This is a genomic window from Brevundimonas bullata (assembly GCF_003350205.1).
Lineage (GTDB): Bacteria > Pseudomonadota > Alphaproteobacteria > Caulobacterales > Caulobacteraceae > Brevundimonas > Brevundimonas bullata.
Genome location: NZ_QLLC01000011.1, coordinates 90,066 through 105,979, shown reverse-complemented (window position 1 = coordinate 105,979; position 15,914 = coordinate 90,066). Strand labels below are relative to the sequence as shown.

General features: G+C 67.5%; 13 protein-coding genes. 5 read left to right on the top strand and 8 right to left on the bottom strand.

The window, feature by feature from the left end; genetic code table 11:
• Positions 1 to 106 precede the first annotated feature (106 nt).
• Both DXK21_RS07385 and DXK21_RS07380 read left to right on the top strand, forming a co-directional pair.
• Complete coding sequence (locus tag DXK21_RS07385) at positions 107 to 1,279, top strand: benzoate/H(+) symporter BenE family transporter (protein WP_114817139.1); 1,173 nt, start codon at positions 107 to 109, stop codon at positions 1,277 to 1,279.
• Between the two features lie 100 nt (positions 1,280 to 1,379).
• Positions 1,380 to 1,553 carry a YegP family protein gene (locus DXK21_RS07380; RefSeq protein WP_114817138.1) on the top strand — a complete coding sequence of 58 codons (174 nt, stop codon included), beginning with the start codon at positions 1,380 to 1,382 and terminating at the stop codon, positions 1,551 to 1,553.
• A gap of 40 nt (positions 1,554 to 1,593) precedes the next feature.
• On the opposite strand, the gene DXK21_RS07375 is transcribed toward DXK21_RS07380, so the two are convergent.
• The 4 genes from DXK21_RS07375 to ffh form a co-directional block, all read right to left on the bottom strand.
• Complete coding sequence (locus DXK21_RS07375) at positions 1,594 to 2,298, bottom strand: glutathione S-transferase N-terminal domain-containing protein (RefSeq protein WP_114817137.1); 705 nt, start codon at positions 2,296 to 2,298, stop codon at positions 1,594 to 1,596.
• An 81-nt stretch (positions 2,299 to 2,379) separates the two neighbouring features.
• Positions 2,380 to 2,913: a ribosome maturation factor RimM gene (rimM, locus tag DXK21_RS07370; protein ID WP_376856843.1), complete on the bottom strand. Its 534-nt coding sequence runs from the start codon at positions 2,911 to 2,913 to the stop codon at positions 2,380 to 2,382.
• Between the two features lie 104 nt (positions 2,914 to 3,017).
• Positions 3,018 to 3,578: a 30S ribosomal protein S16 gene (gene rpsP, locus DXK21_RS07365; RefSeq protein ID WP_114817135.1), complete on the bottom strand. Its 561-nt coding sequence runs from the start codon at positions 3,576 to 3,578 to the stop codon at positions 3,018 to 3,020.
• 27 nt (positions 3,579 to 3,605) lie between these two features.
• A complete protein-coding gene (gene ffh, locus DXK21_RS07360; protein ID WP_114817134.1) occupies positions 3,606 to 5,156 on the bottom strand; it encodes a signal recognition particle protein in 1,551 nt (516 codons plus the stop codon).
• Between the two features lie 376 nt (positions 5,157 to 5,532).
• Here ffh and ppc point away from each other — a divergent pair, with 376 nt between their 5' ends.
• Positions 5,533 to 8,229: a phosphoenolpyruvate carboxylase gene (gene ppc, locus DXK21_RS07355; RefSeq protein ID WP_114817133.1), complete on the top strand. Its 2,697-nt coding sequence runs from the start codon at positions 5,533 to 5,535 to the stop codon at positions 8,227 to 8,229.
• Here the strand turns inward: ppc and corA are convergent, their stop codons facing one another.
• Both corA and DXK21_RS07345 read right to left on the bottom strand, forming a co-directional pair.
• Positions 8,230 to 9,195 (bottom strand): magnesium/cobalt transporter CorA, encoded by a 966-nt coding sequence (gene corA / locus DXK21_RS07350; protein ID WP_114817132.1) that lies wholly within the window; start codon positions 9,193 to 9,195, stop codon positions 8,230 to 8,232.
• Between the two features lie 311 nt (positions 9,196 to 9,506).
• Positions 9,507 to 11,690 (bottom strand): M3 family metallopeptidase, encoded by a 2,184-nt coding sequence (locus tag DXK21_RS07345; RefSeq protein WP_114817131.1) that lies wholly within the window; start codon positions 11,688 to 11,690, stop codon positions 9,507 to 9,509.
• A 120-nt stretch (positions 11,691 to 11,810) separates the two neighbouring features.
• Here DXK21_RS07345 and DXK21_RS07340 point away from each other — a divergent pair, with 120 nt between their 5' ends.
• Positions 11,811 to 12,674 carry a glutamate racemase gene (locus tag DXK21_RS07340; protein WP_114817130.1) on the top strand — a complete coding sequence of 288 codons (864 nt, stop codon included), beginning with the start codon at positions 11,811 to 11,813 and terminating at the stop codon, positions 12,672 to 12,674.
• Between the two features lie 605 nt (positions 12,675 to 13,279).
• Here the strand turns inward: DXK21_RS07340 and DXK21_RS16480 are convergent.
• The gene (locus DXK21_RS16480) at positions 13,280 to 13,765 is read right to left on the bottom strand and encodes a hypothetical protein (protein WP_162790597.1); all 486 of its coding nucleotides are present in this window, start codon (positions 13,763 to 13,765) and stop codon (positions 13,280 to 13,282) included.
• A 283-nt stretch (positions 13,766 to 14,048) separates the two neighbouring features.
• Positions 14,049 to 14,552, bottom strand: coding sequence for an S-type pyocin family protein (locus tag DXK21_RS07335; RefSeq protein WP_114817129.1), 504 nt, complete (start codon positions 14,550 to 14,552; stop codon positions 14,049 to 14,051).
• Positions 14,553 to 14,687: 135 nt separating this feature from the next.
• Here DXK21_RS07335 and coaBC point away from each other — a divergent pair, with 135 nt between their 5' ends.
• Positions 14,688 to 15,911: a bifunctional phosphopantothenoylcysteine decarboxylase/phosphopantothenate--cysteine ligase CoaBC gene (gene coaBC, locus DXK21_RS07330; protein ID WP_114817128.1), complete on the top strand. Its 1,224-nt coding sequence runs from the start codon at positions 14,688 to 14,690 to the stop codon at positions 15,909 to 15,911.
• The last annotated feature ends 3 nt before the right edge of the window (positions 15,912 to 15,914 follow it).

Here is a 15,914-nt window from a genome sequence, read left to right as displayed (position 1 = left end):
GAGGAAAGCGCTTGTACTCAAAAGCCCTCCCCCCTCGAGGGGGAGGGCTTTTGAGTACAAGCGCTTTCCTCTTTCGACGCGCCGCCGCCCGGCCTAGCTTGACCGCATGAGCCCGTTCCGTCTGCCGCCCCCCGCCAGCTTCTCCGCCGCCGCCGTGGCGATGGTCGTCGGTTTCGGCGGCACAGTCGCCCTGATCGTTCAGGCGGGTCAGGCCCTGGGCGCCTCGCCCGCGCAGATCATCTCCATGGTCACGGCGCTCTGCCTCGGCATAGGCCTGCCGGGCGCGGTGCTGAGCTGGCGGCTGAAGATGCCGGTGGTTCTGGCCTGGTCGACCCCGGGCGCGGCCCTGCTGGCGGCCTCGACGCTGGGACTGGGGTGGTCGACCGCCGTCGGCGCCTTCGTCATCGCCGGGCTGCTGATGGTGCTGACAGGGCTGGTCCCGGCCCTCGGACGGCTGGCCGAGCGCATTCCCGCCGCCATCGCCTCGGCCATGCTGGCGGGGGTGCTTCTGCCCTTCTGTCTCAAGCTTTTTCTGGTCTTCCCCGCCGACATGGCGCTGGCGGCGGGGCTGCTGGCTGTCTTCCTGATCATGCGAAGGGTCGCCGCGGCCTGGGCCCTGCCCGCCGTTCTGGTCGCGGCTTTTGCAGTTCTGGCGCTGCGCGGCCAGGTCGGCCTGCCCGCCGGGACCGGCCTGTTCGGCGAGCTGTCGCCGGTCATGCCCGTCTTTGACTGGAAGGCGGCGATCAGCCTGGCCCTGCCGCTCTATCTGGTGACGCTGGCCTCGCAGAACCTGCCCGGCCTGGTGGTGCTGCGCGCCGCAGGATACGCCCCGCCCGCCGGAAAACTGATCTTCTGGGGCGGAATGACCAGCACGATCCTCGCCCCCTTCGGCGCCCACGGCGTCAACCTGGCCGCCATCACTGCCGCCCTCTGCACCGGACCCGAGGCCCACCCTGACCCCGAGCGCCGCTGGACCGTCGGCGTCCTCTATGGCCTGATCTATCTGGTGGTCGCCCTGTTCGCCGCGCCGCTGGCCGGGCTGTTCATCGCCATGCCGACGGGCGCCCTGGCCGTCATCACCGGCCTGGCCCTCATCGCGCCGCTGACCGGGTCGCTGAGCGCCATGATGAGCGTGGCCGAGGATCGCGAGGCGGCGGTGCTGACCTTTGCCGCCACGGCGTCGGGCGTGGCCCTGTTTGGGGTCGGCTCGGCCTTCTGGGGTCTGGCGGTCGGCTTCCTGGCGCTGGCGGCGCGGCGCTGGATCAAGCCGCGCGCCTGATCCAGCCTGACCCGGTTTTACATTTTGCGCCCTTCCGTCCCCAGCGTGACTGTGAGAGCCTGACGCTCGGCCGATTGGCGGCCGTCTGAGCGAGGCGATCATGGCGCACAAGTTCGAAGTCTATCAGGACAAGGCCGGCGAGTTCCGCGTCCGGTTCAAATACAATTCCGAGATCATTTTCTCGACCGAGGGCTACTCCGACAAGTCGGGCGCCAAGCGCGCCATCGAGTCGATCAAGAAGCACGTCGGCGACGCCCCGACCGAAGAGGTCTGAGTTTCACGGGGGCGCGATCGCCGCGCCCCCGTCCTCTATCCTACGGTCGCGCCGGAATGTTCAGACCCCGCTGCACCGCCGGTCGCGCCAGACCCCGCTCCAGCCAGGCGGCGACGCGCGGGAAGTCGGCGAACCCGACCAGATCGCCCGCCTCGTAGAAGCCGATCAGGTTGCGCACCCAGCCCAGGCTGGCGATGTCGGCGATGGTGTAGTCCTCGCCCATGATCCAGTCACGACCCTCTAGCCGCCCTTCCAGCACCCCCAGCAAACGCCTGGATTCCGCGACGTACCGGTCGCGCGGGCGCTTGTCCTCGAACTCCCGCCCGGCGAACTTGTGGAAGAAGCCGACCTGGCCGAACATCGGGCCAATCGCCGCCATCTGGAAGAAGACCCACTGGAGGGTCTCGTAACGCGCCGCCGGATCGGCAGGCAGGAAGCGCCCCGTCTTCTCGGCCAGATAGACCAGGATGGCGCCGGACTCGAACAGGGGCAGCGGCTTTCCGCCGGGACCATCGGGGTCGATGATGGCCGGGATCTTGCCGTTGGGGTTCAGCGACAGATAGTCGGGCGTCCAGGTCTCGTTCTGGCCGATGTCCACCAGGTGCGGCTCATAGGCCAGACCCAGCTCCTCCAGCAGGATGGAGACCTTCACGCCATTGGGCGTCGGCAGGGAGTAGAGCTGCAGCCGGTCGGGATGCTGGGCCGGATACTGGCGGGTGATCGGAAAAGCGGACAGGTCGGCCATGGGGCGCTCCGGGCGGATTGAAGCTTCCATGTTGGAAGCCTGACCGCCCGTCGCAATAGCCACCGCATCGGTGGCGGTCGATCAGGCCTCGTCGCGCTCGTCCACCTCGGTCGGACGGATGATGCGCAGCCAACCGTCCTTGAGGTGCAGCTCCGGCGCCGCCTCGCGGGTGAAGGGCAGATACCAGGTCGGACCGCCTTCCTTCGGGCTGATCTCCAGCATGTCCGAGGCGCCGAAATTCTGCACCGACTTGACCGTGCCGACCGCCGTGTCGTCGAGGTCGCGGGCTTCCATGCCCACGAGATCGGTCAGGTAGAACTCGTCTTCCTCGGGCTCGGGCAGACGGTCGCGCGGCACGAACAGTTTTTGTCCACGCGCGGCGTCGGCCTCTTCCTTCGTGGCGATCTCCTTGACCTTGGCCACCACGCCCGCCTTGTCAGGCCGCGCCGAGACCAGGGTCAGGGCGGGCGTGCCGTCGGCTTTCAGCAGGGGCTGATAGGTCATCAGGGCCATGGGATCGGCAGTAAAGGCGGTGATCCGCACCTCGCCCTTCACGCCGAAGGCGCCGCCGACCTGGCCGACGAGGATCATCTTGTTGTCGTCGCTCATCGACAGGCTCCGTTTCTCAATTCCAAGCGCCAGATAGCAGAAAAGCAGCGCCCGGGATCGGACGCTGCTTTCCATTTTGCATCCCGGACGAAACCGGGAAGCCGAAGGGTTTAGCCTTCAGCCTTTTCTTCGGTCGCTTCAGCAGCGGCTTCGGCCGGAGCTTCAGCGGCGGCTTCTTCGGCAGCGGCTTCAACCGGGGCTTCTTCGACAGCCGGAGCGTTCTTGGCGGCTTCAGCAGCAGCAGCGGCTTCTTCCTTGGCGCGGGCGGCGGCTTCGGCAGCTTCGACCTTGGCGGCGGCTTCAGCTTCCAGACGGTCGGCTTCGCGCTGGGCGCGCTCGGCGGCGCGTTCCTGAGCCTTCTTGCCCGGAGCGCCCTTGTTCGGGTTGTTCGACTGGGTCCACTTGACCTTGCCGACCAGAACTTCGTCTTGCGACTGGCTGATGAAGCGCGCGACGCGGTCGGTCGGCTGGGCGCCCTTGGCGAGCCATTCCGAGATACGGTCGGCCTTCAGGACGACGCGCGGCGTGGCGCTGTCCTTGGAGAGCATCGGGTTATACGAACCCACGCGCTCCAGGAACTTGCCGTCGCGGGGAGCGTGCGAGTCAGCAACGACGATGTAGTAGTAGGGGCGCTTCTTGGCGCCGCCGCGGGCCAGACGAATCTTCAGCATTTTCAGTCTCTTTCTAGAAGGTCGAAATCAGTTCTTTTTCGGGAAGCCCGGCAGGCCCGGAAGGCCTCCCGGAAGTTGTCCGCCGCCCAGGCCCGCGAGGCGGTCCTGGATGGCTTTCATTTCGTCGGCGCTGGGCTCGGCCATCTTGCCGCCGCCCAGGGCCTTGAGGCGGGCCATGTCGGGGCCGCCGCCCATGCCGGGAAGGCCGGGCATGCCGCCGCCGCCTCCGCCGAGACCGCCCATCATGGCGGCCATCTTCTGGAGGTTCTTGCCGCCGCCCTTGGACAGGGACTTGACCATGTCGGCCATCTGCCGGTGCTGTTTCAGCAGCCGGTTGATGTCCTGAACCTCGACGCCGGCGCCGGCGGCGACGCGCTTCTTGCGGCTGGCGTTGAGCAGGTCGGGCTTCTTGCGCTCGGCCTTGGTCATGGAGCTGATGATGGCTTCCTGACGGGCGATCATCTTGTCGTTGACGTTGCTGTCGGCCATCTGGGCCTTCAGCTTGGCCACGCCGGGCAGCATGCCCATGATGCCCTGAAGCCCGCCTATCTTCTTCATCTGCTGCAACTGGGCGGCCAGGTCGTCCAGATCGAACTGACCCTTGGCCAGCTTGCGGGCCATCTTCTCGGCCTTGGCCTGGTCCAGCTCGCCTGCGGCCTTTTCGACCAAGGCGACGATATCGCCCTGACCCAGGATGCGGCCGGCGACGCGGCGGGCGTCGAAGACGTCGAGGGCGTCGACCTTTTCACCGGCGCCCAGATACTTGATCGGCAGGCCGGTGACGGCGCGCATAGACAGCATGGCGCCGCCGCGACCGTCGCCGTCGGCGCGGGTCAGCACCAGGCCGGTCAGCGGCAGGCGCTCGTGGAAGGCGGCGGCGGTGCGGACCGCGTCCTGACCCGTCAGGCTGTCGGCGACCAGCAGGGTCTCGACCGGATTGGCGACGCGGGCGACCTCGGCCACCTCGGCCATCAGGGCCTCGTCCAGGGTGATGCGGCCGGCGGTGTCGAGGATCAGGACGTCGAAGCCCTGGAGTTTGGCGGATTGCAGCGCGCGCTTGGCGATCTCGACCGCCGACTGACCCGCCACGATGGGCAGGGTCGCGACCTTGATCTGCTGACCCAGGGTCGCCAGTTGCTCCATGGCCGCCGGACGACGCGTGTCCAGCGAGGCCATCATGACCTTCTTCTTGTCGAACTTGGTCAGACGCAGGGCCAGCTTTGCCGAGGTCGTGGTCTTGCCCGAGCCCTGCAGGCCGGCCATCAGGATGACGGCGGGCGGCGTGGCGTTGATGTTGATCGGGGTCGGCTCTTCGCCGCCCAGCATCTCGACCAGACCGTCATAGACGATCTTGACCACCTGATCGGCCGGCTTGACCGAACGGATGACCTCTTCGCCCGTCGCCTGTTCCTTGGCGCGGCTGATGAAGTCCTTGACCACCGGCAGGGCGACGTCGGCCTCGAGCAGGGCGACGCGGACTTCGCGCAGCGCTTCCTCGACATCCTTTTCGGACAGGGCGCCGCGGCCGGTGATCCGGTCGAATACGCCTGTCAGTCGCTCGTTCAGAGCCTCGAACATTCAAAACCTTTCATGCGCGAACCCTGACCCCCATAGAGAAACGGCCTCTGGCGACGATCACGTCGGCAGAGGGTCCTCGCCATCCTCGTTCTTTCTTTTGGGGCTATCGGCCGGTCGGCCTACTTGAGCCCGAATGGGCTGTGCTCAAGCAGCGCTCAGCGCGGTAGCACGACCCAGAAAGCTGTCGTGATGGAGGAGGCGCAGGTTCAATTGCGCCGGAAGCCGCGGCTTATGGAGCATCCGCAGGCAAATGTCGACTCTCGCGTCAGAGCCTCGACAACCACACAAAGGGTTTCAGCGTTGACCTTGGGGACTAGGCGGTTCGGATTCCGCTGATACGGTTCCGCTTCCAGCCTCCCCGCTGAAGGATAATGCGATGATCCAGGCCGCCGACGACCGACTGCGCGATGAGGTCCGCCTGCTGGGCGCCCTGCTCGGCGAGGTGATCCGCGACGAGGGCGGGCAGGACCTCTATGACCGGATCGAGGCGGTGCGTCAGGCCTCGGTGGCCTATCACCGCGACCCGGCCTCGCACGACGCCGCCGAACTGGAAGCCCTGCTGAACGACCTGTCGCTGGATCAGGCCATCGGCCTGACCCACGGCTTCGCCGCCTTCTCCCTGCTGGCCAATGTCGCCGAGGACCGGGCGGGCAAGCGCCGCGCGCGCGAGCAGGCCGCGGCCGGCGAACGCGCCGACACGCCCGAGGGGGCGCTGAAGCGGCTGGATGCAGCCGGGGTGGACCGGGCGGCGGTGCGCGACCTGCTGTCCCAGGCCCTGATCTCGCCGGTCCTGACCGCCCACCCGTCCGAGGTGCGGCGCAAGAGCGTCATCGACCGCATCGGCGCGGTCGGCGCCCTGCTGGACGGCTGCGACCGCGACGGGATCGCCTGTTCGCCCGCGACGCTGAAGGCGGCCCTGCGGCGTCAGATCGTCATCCTGTGGGCCACGCGACTGACGCGGGCCTCGGGCCTGGTGGTGCAGGACGAGATCAATACCGTCACCGACTGGCTGCAACGCATCTTCCTGCACGTCGCCCCGACTCAGCTGGCCGAATGGCGAACGCTTCTGGACGCGTCCGACCTGCCGCCCTTCCTGCGCATCGGCACCTGGGTCGGCGGAGACCGCGACGGCAATCCCAACGTCGACGCCGAGGTCCTGGCCGCCGCCTTGCGCACCCAGTCGGGCGCCGTGCTGCGCTTCTATCTGGAAGAGGCCAATGCGCTCGGCGAGGAGTTGAGCCTGTCCGCCGACCTGACCACCGTCACCCCCGAACTGGCCGCTCTGGCCGACAGCTCGGGCGACGCCTCGATCCAGCGCGCGGACGAGCCCTATCGTCGGGCTCTGAGCCAGATCTACGCCCGCCTGTCGGCCACCCATCTGGCCCTGGCCGGCGGTCCCGCCCCCCTGCCGGCCCAGTTCGAGGCCCCGGCCTATGACGGTCCCGAAGCCTTCCGCGCCGACCTGGCCGTGCTGCACGACAGCCTGATCCGCACCCACGGCGCCGTCTTCGCCGACGACCGGCTGGCGCGGCTGATCACGGCGGCGGACATCTTCGGCTTCCACATGGCGACCCTGGACCTGCGCCAGAACTCGGATGTGCACGAGCGGGTCGTGGCCGACCTGCTGAAGGTCGCGGGCGTCTGTCCCGATTACGCTGCCCTCGACGAAGAGGCGCGCCTGGCCCTGCTGGCGCATGAACTGGCCAACCCGCGACCGCTGTTCTCGCCCTATGCCGACTACGACGCCGAGACCCTGAAGGAGCGCGCCATCCTGCAGGCGGCGGCCCAGGCCCTGACCGCCTTCGGCTCCCAGGCCATCCGCACCCACATCGTGTCCAAGACCGACGCCGCGTCCGACATGCTGGAGGTCTATCTGTTGCTGAAGGAGGTCGGCCTCTACGACCCGGCCGACCCCGCCGCCTGCCCCATCCAGGCCGCGCCCCTGTTCGAGACCATCGAGGACCTGCGCGCCTCGCAGCCGACGCTGGAACGGGTGCTGGCCGAGCCGTCCGCCCGCGCCGTGGCGACCGCGCGCGGGGTGCAGGAGGTCATGATCGGCTATTCCGATAGCAACAAGGACGGCTCCTACCTGACCTCGGGCTGGGAACTGCATGAGGCTTCGCGCGCCCTGCTGGACGTGACCCGCGCGGCGGGGGTGCGTCTGCAACTGTTCCACGGGCGCGGGGGCGCGGTCGGGCGCGGCGGCGGCTCCAGCTTCTCGGCGGTTCTGGGCCAGCCGGCGGGCACCGTCGCGGGGCGCATCCGCGTCACCGAACAGGGCGAGGTCATCGCCAACAAGTACGGCGAGCCGGAGGTGGCGCAGAGGAACCTGGACGCCCTGACCTGCGGGACCCTGCTGGCCTCGCTGGGGCCGCAGACGGACGGCGGCTACAGCGCCCAACACGGTGACACGGCGGCGCGCCTGTCGGCGGCCTCGATGAAGGCCTATCGCGCCCTGGTCTATGAGACGCCGGGCTTCGTCGACTATTTCCGCGCCGCCACCCCCATCGCCGAGATCGCCGACCTGAAGATCGGCTCGCGCCCGGCCTCGCGCTCGACCTCCACCGCCATCGAGGACCTGCGCGCCATTCCCTGGGTGTTCAGCTGGTCGCAGTCGCGGGTCATGCTGCCCGGCTGGTACGGCTTCGGCTCGGCGGTCCAGGGCGAGGACCCCGACGAACTGCGCGACATGGCCGCCGCCTGGCCCTTCTTCCGCACCGTGGTCCAGAACATGGAGATGGTGATGGCCAAGGCCGACATGGCCATCGCCCGGCGCTACGCCAAGCTGGTCCCCGACGCGGCCCTGGCCGAGCGCATCTATGGCGCCATCCGTGCGGAGTGGGACCGGACCCGCGACGCCGTCCTGTCGATCACCGGCCACGACGACCTGCTGGGCGGCCAGCCCGAGCTGGACCGGCTGATCCGCCAGCGGATGCCCTATGTCGAGCCGCTGAACCATGTGCAGATCGAGCTGATCCGCCGACGCCGCGCCGGCGACGACGACCCGCGCGTCAGAAACGGCATCCTTCTGGCCATCAACGGCGTGGCGGCGGGCCTCAGGAACAGCGGCTGATCACAGCCACTTGGTGCGCTTGAAGGTGATGTAGAGGCCCAGGCAGATGGCGAAGATCAGCCCCATCACCGCCGGATAGCCATAGGTCCAGCGCAGCTCCGGCATGTGCTCGAAATTCATGCCGTAGATGCCGGCCACCGCCGTCGGCGTGGCCAAGATGGCGGCCCAGGCGGCCAGCTTGCGGGTGATGACGCCCTGACGTTGCTGCTCCAGCAGGTTGGAGACCTCGAACACCGAGGCCAGGATGTCGCGCAGGCTCGCCGCACGACTGGAGACCCGGCGGACATGATCGGCCACGTCGCGGAAATAGGGGCGGACCTCGCGGTCGATGCAGGGCAGGTCCAGCGACTGCAGTTTGTTGGCCACCTCCTCCATCGGGCCGAGCACCCGACTGAACTTCAGCAGTTCGCGGCGCAGCTGGAACAGGCGCTTGATGTCGGCGCGGGACAGGAAGCTGTCCAGCGCCCGCTGCTCCATCTCCAGCACGCTGTCCTCGATGTCGTCGACGATGGGGACATAGGCGTCGACGATGAAGTCCAGCACCCCGTGCAGAATGAAGTCGGCGCCGTGCTTCAGCTGCAGCGGCGAGGCCTCCAGCTGGGCGCGCAGCTGGGTGTGGGCGCGGGCCGAGCCGTGGCGGATGGTGATGACATAGCGGGGCCCGACGAAGACGTGGGTTTCGCCGTACCAGATGGCGTCGTCGGCCTTTTGCGCCGTGCGGGCGACGATGAAGAGCTCGCCGCCATAGACCTCGATCTTGGGCATCTGATGCGCCGCCAGCGCGTCCTCGACCGCGAGCGGGTGCAGATGAAAGCGCCGCACCAGGGCCTCGAACTCCTCGCTCGTCGGCTCGTACAGACCGATCCACAGGTATTCGCCGGGCTGAAGCCGCAGCCCCTCGTCCGTCAGCGGCGCCTCGCGAACCCGCTTGCCGTCCTTGTAGATATAGGAGGCGACGACGCTCATGGGCACTCCTTCATTCGAACGGCCAAGGCTTACGCCACCTCAGCCGGAAACAGAATGGGCTGCCGACAAGGCTCTTCCTCGCCGTCATTCCGGGGCGCGCAGCGAACCCGGAACCCAGGCGCCGAATCCTGTCGCGCCCTGCCCGATCAAGCGCCTGGGCCCCGGATCGCCCCTACGGGTCGTCCGGGGTGACGGCGCGGTTTGCGCGACGATGACGGCCAAAGAAAAGGGCCCAGCGGACTACTCCACCGAGCCCTCTTCAACTTTAGCGCCTAACGGGCCTCAAGTAGCCCGAAGGGCGATAGGCCCCCTCAGGAAGTGGGGAAGCCGCGCACCTTCAGCAGGGCCGCGACGTCGGGGTTGCGGCCGCGGAACTGGCGATAGGCGTCGCCGCGATCCGTGGTGTTGCCCGGCGCCAGGATGATCGACTTGAAGCGGCCGCCGATCTCCGGGTTGAAGACGTCGCCCGACTCCTCGAAGTAGGCCCAGGTGTCGGCGTCCATCACTTCCGACCAGAGGTAGGAGTAGTAGCCGGCCGAGTAGGCGTCCGAGGTGAAGAGGTGGTTGAACTGCGGCAGGCGGTGCCGCATCACGATCTCCTTGGGCATGCCCAGACGGTCCAGCGAGGCCTTCTCGAAGGCGGCGATGTCGGTCGGGGGCGTGGCCTGCGTATGCAGGTCCATGTCTACCAGGGCCGAGGACAGGTAGCTGACGGTGGCGTAGCCCTGGTTGAAGGTCGAGGAGGCCTCGATCTTGTCCACCAGCGCCTGCGGCATCGGCTGCTTGGTCTCGACGTGCTTCATGTAGCCGTCGAGGATCGGGCGGCTCAGCACCCAGTGCTCGTGCACCTGCGACGGATATTCGACGAAATCGCGCGGCGTGTTGCCGAACGACGGATAGGTCACCACCGACGAGAAGTAGTGCAAGGCGTGGCCGAACTCGTGGAACAGGGTCTCGGCGTCGTCCAGCGAGATCAGCAGGGGTTGACCAGCCTCGGCCTTGACGAAGTTGTTGTTGTTCGAGGCCAGGATCGGCTTGGCGCCGGTCAGGGTCGAGAAGGACCGATAGGTGGTCATCCAGGCGCCCGAACGCTTGCCCGGACGGGCGAAGTCGTCGGCGTAATACAGACCGATCAGCTTGCCGGTGGCCTTGTCTGTGACCTCATAGGTGGTCACGTCCGGCTCGAAGGTCGAGACCGTGCCCTTGGCCAGAGGCTTGAAGACGAAGCCGTACAGGCGCTCGGCCATGTAGAAGGAGGCCGCACGGACGGCGTGCAGTTCGAAGTAGGGCTTCAGCTCGTTCTGATCGAGGTCGTACTTGGCCTTACGGACCTTCTCGGCGAAGTAGAGGTAGTCCCAGGGCTCGATGTCATAGCCCGCGATCGCCTTCATGTCGGCGACCTCCTCAGCCACGCGGGCCTTGGCCGGGGTCCAGACGCGCTGCATCAGCTCCATGGCCGCGGCCGGGGTCTTGGCCATGGTGTCCTGCATGCGCCATTCGGCGTGGTTGCCGAAGCCGAGCAGCTTGGCGCGCTGCTGACGCAGGGCGACGATCTGGGCGATGGTCGACTTGGTGTCGTTGGCGTCGCCGTTGTCGCCGCGCTTGACGAACTTCTTCCACACCTGCTCGCGCAGGGCGCGGTCGTCGGCGAAGGTCAGGAAGGGATCGACGCTGGAGCGGGTGTTGACGATGGCCCAGCCCTGGACGTTGCGCGAACGCGCAGCGGCGGCGGCGGCGGCCTTGTTGGACTCAGGCAGGCCCTTCAGGCCGGCCTCGTTGGTGATGACGGTCCAGGTGTTCTCGTCGGCCACCACCTTCTGACCGAAGCCGGTGAAGGCGTTCGACAGGGCGGTGTTGATGCGGCCCAGCTCGGCCTTGCCGGCGGCGTCCAGGGCGGCGCCGTTGCGGATGAAGCTGTCGCGGCTGCGCTCGGCCAGACGCTTCTGCTGAGCGTTCAGGCCTGCGGCGTCAGCGCCGTCGGCCACGGCCTTGATGCGGGCGAACAGCTTCTCGTTGAAGGTGATCTCGTCCGAGGCGGCCGACAGGATCGGCGACAGCTCGGTCTCAAGAACGTCCCACTGCTCGCCGCCGATGTTCGAGGTCATGACGCTGAAGACGTTCATGGCGCGGTCCAGCGGCTCGCCGACCAGCTCCATGGCCACCAGGGTGTTGGCGAAGGTCGGCGCGTCGGGGTTGTTGGCGATCGCAGCCACGTCGGCGCGTTGCAGCTCGATGCCTTCCAGGATGGCTTCGCGCATCTTGGGCGCCGTCACCTTGTCCCAGGGGGGCACGCCCTCATAGGGGCCGGTCCAGGGCTGCAGCAGCTCGGCGCGCGGCGCGGTCGTCGGCAGGACGGCGCGGGCGAGGCGGGCTTCGTCAGCGGTCGAGAGGGCCGTGGCCGATCCGGTCATTCCGTTCTCCAGGGCGCCGGCGGAGGCGCAGCCCGTCAGGGCGAAGAGGCTCGCGCCCCCGATGAGAAGATGGCGTCTGTGCATCCAGGTCTCCCAACCATAGCTGTTTCGGACTTCCCCCGGCGTGCTCGCCCGGACGGTCGTCTGCGTCGATGTAATCCTAACCATTGGACGACGGAACCCCACGGGTCTAAAGGCCGCGTCATGGCGATAGGCGTTTTTGACTCCGGCGTGGGCGGACTGACGGTCCACCGCGAACTCGTGGCCCGCTTTCCGACGCGGGACTTCATCTACCTGGGCGACCAGGGGCACGCCCCCTATGGCGGGCGCGGCGGCGAGGACATCGTCGCCCTGACGCGCGCCGGGTGCGAGCGGCTGTTCGAGGCGGGCGCCTCGGTCGTGGTCCTGGCCTGCAACACGGCCTCGGCCATCGCGCTGCGCCGGCTGCAGCAGACCTGGATTCCGGGGATGCGCGAAAAGCTGGGCCGCCCGGTCAACGTCCTGGGCATCATCGTCCCGACCATCGAGGCGGCCACCGGCCTGCCCTGGTCCTATGAGGCCGAGCGCAACGGCCGCAACGAGGGCCAGAAGAAGGAGGCGATCGACATCACCGGCGTCTTCTGCACCGCCGCCACGGCCATGAGCCGGGTCTATGAGATCGAGATCGACAAGCGCCGCGAGGACCTGGCGGTCTTCACCGAGGCCTGCCCCGGCCTGGCCGGCCTGATCGAACTGGGCGCCCCGGCGGAGGAGCTGAAGGTGGTGGTCGACGACCACGTCGACGCCCTGCGCCGCCGCATCGGCCGCCACCCGGACAAGGCCATCCTGGGCTGCACCCACTACGAGATCGTGGCCGACCTGTTCGCCGCCGCCCTGCCCGCCGGGGTCCAGGTGATCAGCCAGCCGACCGCCGTGGCCGACTCGCTGGAACGCTATTTCGCCCGCCACCCCGAATACGACCTGGGGTCGTCAGCGCGCCGCGACTTCCTGACCACCGGCACGCCCGGCCCGCAGTCCGACCTAATCGCCCGCTTCTGGGGCGCGCCGCTGAGCTTCGACGCCGCCTGAGGCGAAGGGCGGCGGGCCGTGCGCCCTGCCCCATAGGCCGGCGTCATCCTCGGGCTTGCCCCGAGGATCGGGCCGTCGGCTCCGCATGGGTGCAGGATGACCCGCGACCGGCGGTCAGGCCTGCGGCGTCGCGCGCGCTGAACGCTCGATCCTCGGGTCAAGCCCGAGGATGACGGTGGCGGGCGGGGGTGGCGGATGACGCCAGGACCCGTTCGATTGCACCATGGCGCGAAAAAAACAGTGCAATTGGTGCAATAGGGCCGGAGCGGAGGCCGGGGCGCTTCATCGAACCGCTCGACCTCTCCTTGCCAACGCCAGACTCTGTCAAAGACCAGAGCGCATCATAGCGGCGCGCTGAACCTCGGCGTGTTCGATGGGGGTTTCGCCGCGCAAACGCCCGCTGTGGCTAGGTTGAAGGCGTCGGTGAAAAGAATATGATTCGCGCTCGGATCGCCTCGGTGGCGAGCAGCAGGCTCGGTAGGTCGCGAACACCAGACATAGCCGACGAAATCGCCGTCCGAGGACGCTTAAATCGCAGCGCGCTATTCCACTTCCGAACACTCTCCGGGTCAGGGCAGTCGAGCCAAATTCTTAGGGCTGGCAGGTCAGAAGCGTTCACGCTCAAGACGGTCGAGTTCCAACTTCTGTTTTAGCGTTCGGAACTCGGTCTTCTCAAGAAGGTGCCCGGAGGGCCAAATCACGGAACGTGCCACGGCTTCAGCCTTCAAGGCGTTTACATCTCTGACTCGACGGTAGGCCCACAAACGCCAGCGCGTTACCTGGAACGACCACAAAAACCATGGGGCAACGAGCACCAACAAGATCAGAAGAAGAAACCAAGGACCAAGCGCATCGACAAACACTGGCTTCGTATTGAACAACAGAACAAGCAGACCGAAGCCGACAACATATCCGACTAGGACCGATCCGTTCACCCAAGCCCATCCAATCCATGCGGCGCGGCGAGCCGAAATTTCTGGTGCAGTGTTCATAAGCCCCCCGATACAGCCGGTTCTAATACGGATAAGAACGTCCGCTTCCACCCTTAAGCGAACTTCGCTTCGCGACCCATTGCGGAAATTGGCAGTCAAGCGCGTCTTGTGAGAACATCTGCCTAGGGACGGGACGAAAAATGAACCAGCTTGGCAAACTGTGGGCGCCTCTCCTTAGAGCCTTCGCCATCTGGTTAGCTGTGCTGGCCCTAATGAATGCGCTCGCTCATTTCTTCGGGGTCAGCGTGCCCTGGATTATAGTTCCATTCGCTGCATTGCTTATGACTTTCGGGATGGCAGCCATCATCTAATGGGGCCTTCCGTTTCCCACTCTCCGCGGACATTCGGCAGTTTCGCTTCCGTCATCTAGAGGCCGCTCAACCTACTCCGCCGCACCCGCGCCGGAGCGACGCTGGCCGAAGGTCGGGGCGCGCTCCTTTTGCTGGGCCCAGTAGGTCGGGCCGTCGTCGGGCTTGAACATGGTGCGGGGCACGCCGTTGCGGTCCACCACGGCGAAGGTGTTGGTCGAGGCCTGGTAGTAGAGGGTGTCGCCGTTGGGGCGCTTGACCGTCTCGGTCCCCTTGGGCGTCGCCTCGGTGAAGGCCCGCACCTTGGTCAGATAGTCGTCGGCGGACTTGGCCCCGAAGGCTGCGCCGTTGCGTTCAAACAGGCGCTGGACCTTGGCGTCGGCGGTTTCACGCCGGTTGGCCGTGACCGGCGGCTTGGCTTGGGGCGCGACCTCCATCTCGCTCTCGGGCGCCGCCGCCGAAATCAGGGCGACCGGGTCAGCCGTCGCCCGATCCCGCGTCTCGACCGCCGAACCGCCGCTGTCGCAGCCGGCCAGCACCAGGGCCGCCAAGACGCCTGCCATCATCTGAATACGCATAAGTCACCCTCCCTGAAAAACCCGCCGAACGCAGTTAGGCACAGGATTTTTGTTCTGGCAATGTTCTGACTTCGGCGCATAGGTTCGCCACGGCTTTGTCTCGACGCCGTCATGCGGCCCCGCTAGAGATTCTCCATGACCGCATCCTCGCTATCCGGCCGCAAGGTCCTGCTGATCGTCGGCGGCGGCATCGCCGCCTACAAGGCGCTGGAGCTGACGCGCCTGCTGAAAAAGGCCGGGGCCGAGGTGATGAGCCTGCTGACCGCCGCCGGGGCCGAGTTCGTCACCCCCATGTCGCTGGCCGCCCTGACCGGCCATCCGGTGCGGCAAGCCCTGTTCATGCCGGAAGACGAGACGGCCATGGGCCATATCGAGCTGTCGCGCTGGGCCGATCTGGTGGTGGTGGCGCCGGCGACGGCGGGCCTGATCGCCAAGGCGGCCAACGGGATGGCCGACGACCTGGCCTCGACCACCCTGCTGGCCACCGACAAGAAGGTGCTGCTGGCCCCTGCGATGAACGTGCGCATGTGGCTGCACCCGGCGGTTCAGGCCAATGTCGATCGGCTGAAGGGCTTTGACGGCTTCCACGGCGTGGCCGTGGTCGGACCGGATGAGGGCGAGATGGCCTGCGGCGAGTTCGGGCCGGGCCGCATGGCCGAGCCCGCCGTCATCTTCAACGAGATCGCCCGCCTGCTGGCCGGACCCGATGGCCGCCCCCTGACCGGCAAGACCGCCGTCGTCACCGCCGGGCCGACGTTCGAGCCCATCGACCCGGTGCGCGGCCTGACCAATCGCTCCAGCGGCAAGCAGGGCTATGCCGTCGCCGCCGCCCTGGCGGAACTGGGCGCCGAGGTGACGCTGATCTCCGGCCCCGTGGCGTTGGACGCGCCGGTCGGCGTGACTCGCGTCTGGGTCGAGGCCGCGACCGAGATGAAGGCCGCCGTCGAAGCCGCGCTTCCAGCCGACATCGCCGTGATGAGCGCCGCCGTCGCCGACTGGCGCGTGGACGGCATCGCCTCGGGCAAGATCAAGAAGAAGCCGGGCGGGCCGCCGTCGCTGGCCCTGATCGAGAACCCCGACATTCTGGCGGGCGTCTCGGCCCCCGGACCCCGGCGCCCGAAACTGGTGGTCGGTTTCGCCGCCGAGACCAGCGACCTGGAGGCCAACGCCCGCGCCAAGCTGTCGCGGAAGGGTTGCGACTGGATCGTCGGCAACGACGTGTCCGACGAGGTCTTCGGTTCCGACGGCAACGCCGTGACCCTGTTCACCCGCGACGGCGCCGAGCCCTGGCCGCGCCAGTCCAAGACCGATGTGGCGCGCAAGATCGCCCAGCGCATCGCCGATCATTTCAAGGCCTGAGAG

Bases quoted from the DNA above. Each gene is read 5' to 3' on its own strand.
- DXK21_RS07385 (WP_114817139.1), top strand. From the start codon at position 107: ATGAGCCCGTTCCGTCTGCCGCCCCCCGCCAGCTTCTCCGCCGCCGCC.
- DXK21_RS07380 (WP_114817138.1), top strand. From the start codon at position 1,380: ATGGCGCACAAGTTCGAAGTCTATCAGGACAAGGCCGGCGAGTTCCGC.
- DXK21_RS07375 (WP_114817137.1), bottom strand. From the start codon at position 2,298: ATGGCCGACCTGTCCGCTTTTCCGATCACCCGCCAGTATCCGGCCCAG.
- rpsP (WP_114817135.1), bottom strand. From the start codon at position 3,578: ATGCTGAAGATTCGTCTGGCCCGCGGCGGCGCCAAGAAGCGCCCCTAC.
- ffh (WP_114817134.1), bottom strand. From the start codon at position 5,156: ATGTTCGAGGCTCTGAACGAGCGACTGACAGGCGTATTCGACCGGATC.
- ppc (WP_114817133.1), top strand. From the start codon at position 5,533: ATGATCCAGGCCGCCGACGACCGACTGCGCGATGAGGTCCGCCTGCTG.
- corA (WP_114817132.1), bottom strand. From the start codon at position 9,195: ATGAGCGTCGTCGCCTCCTATATCTACAAGGACGGCAAGCGGGTTCGC.
- DXK21_RS07345 (WP_114817131.1), bottom strand. From the start codon at position 11,690: ATGCACAGACGCCATCTTCTCATCGGGGGCGCGAGCCTCTTCGCCCTG.
- DXK21_RS07340 (WP_114817130.1), top strand. From the start codon at position 11,811: ATGGCGATAGGCGTTTTTGACTCCGGCGTGGGCGGACTGACGGTCCAC.
- DXK21_RS07335 (WP_114817129.1), bottom strand. From the start codon at position 14,552: ATGCGTATTCAGATGATGGCAGGCGTCTTGGCGGCCCTGGTGCTGGCC.
- coaBC (WP_114817128.1), top strand. From the start codon at position 14,688: ATGACCGCATCCTCGCTATCCGGCCGCAAGGTCCTGCTGATCGTCGGC.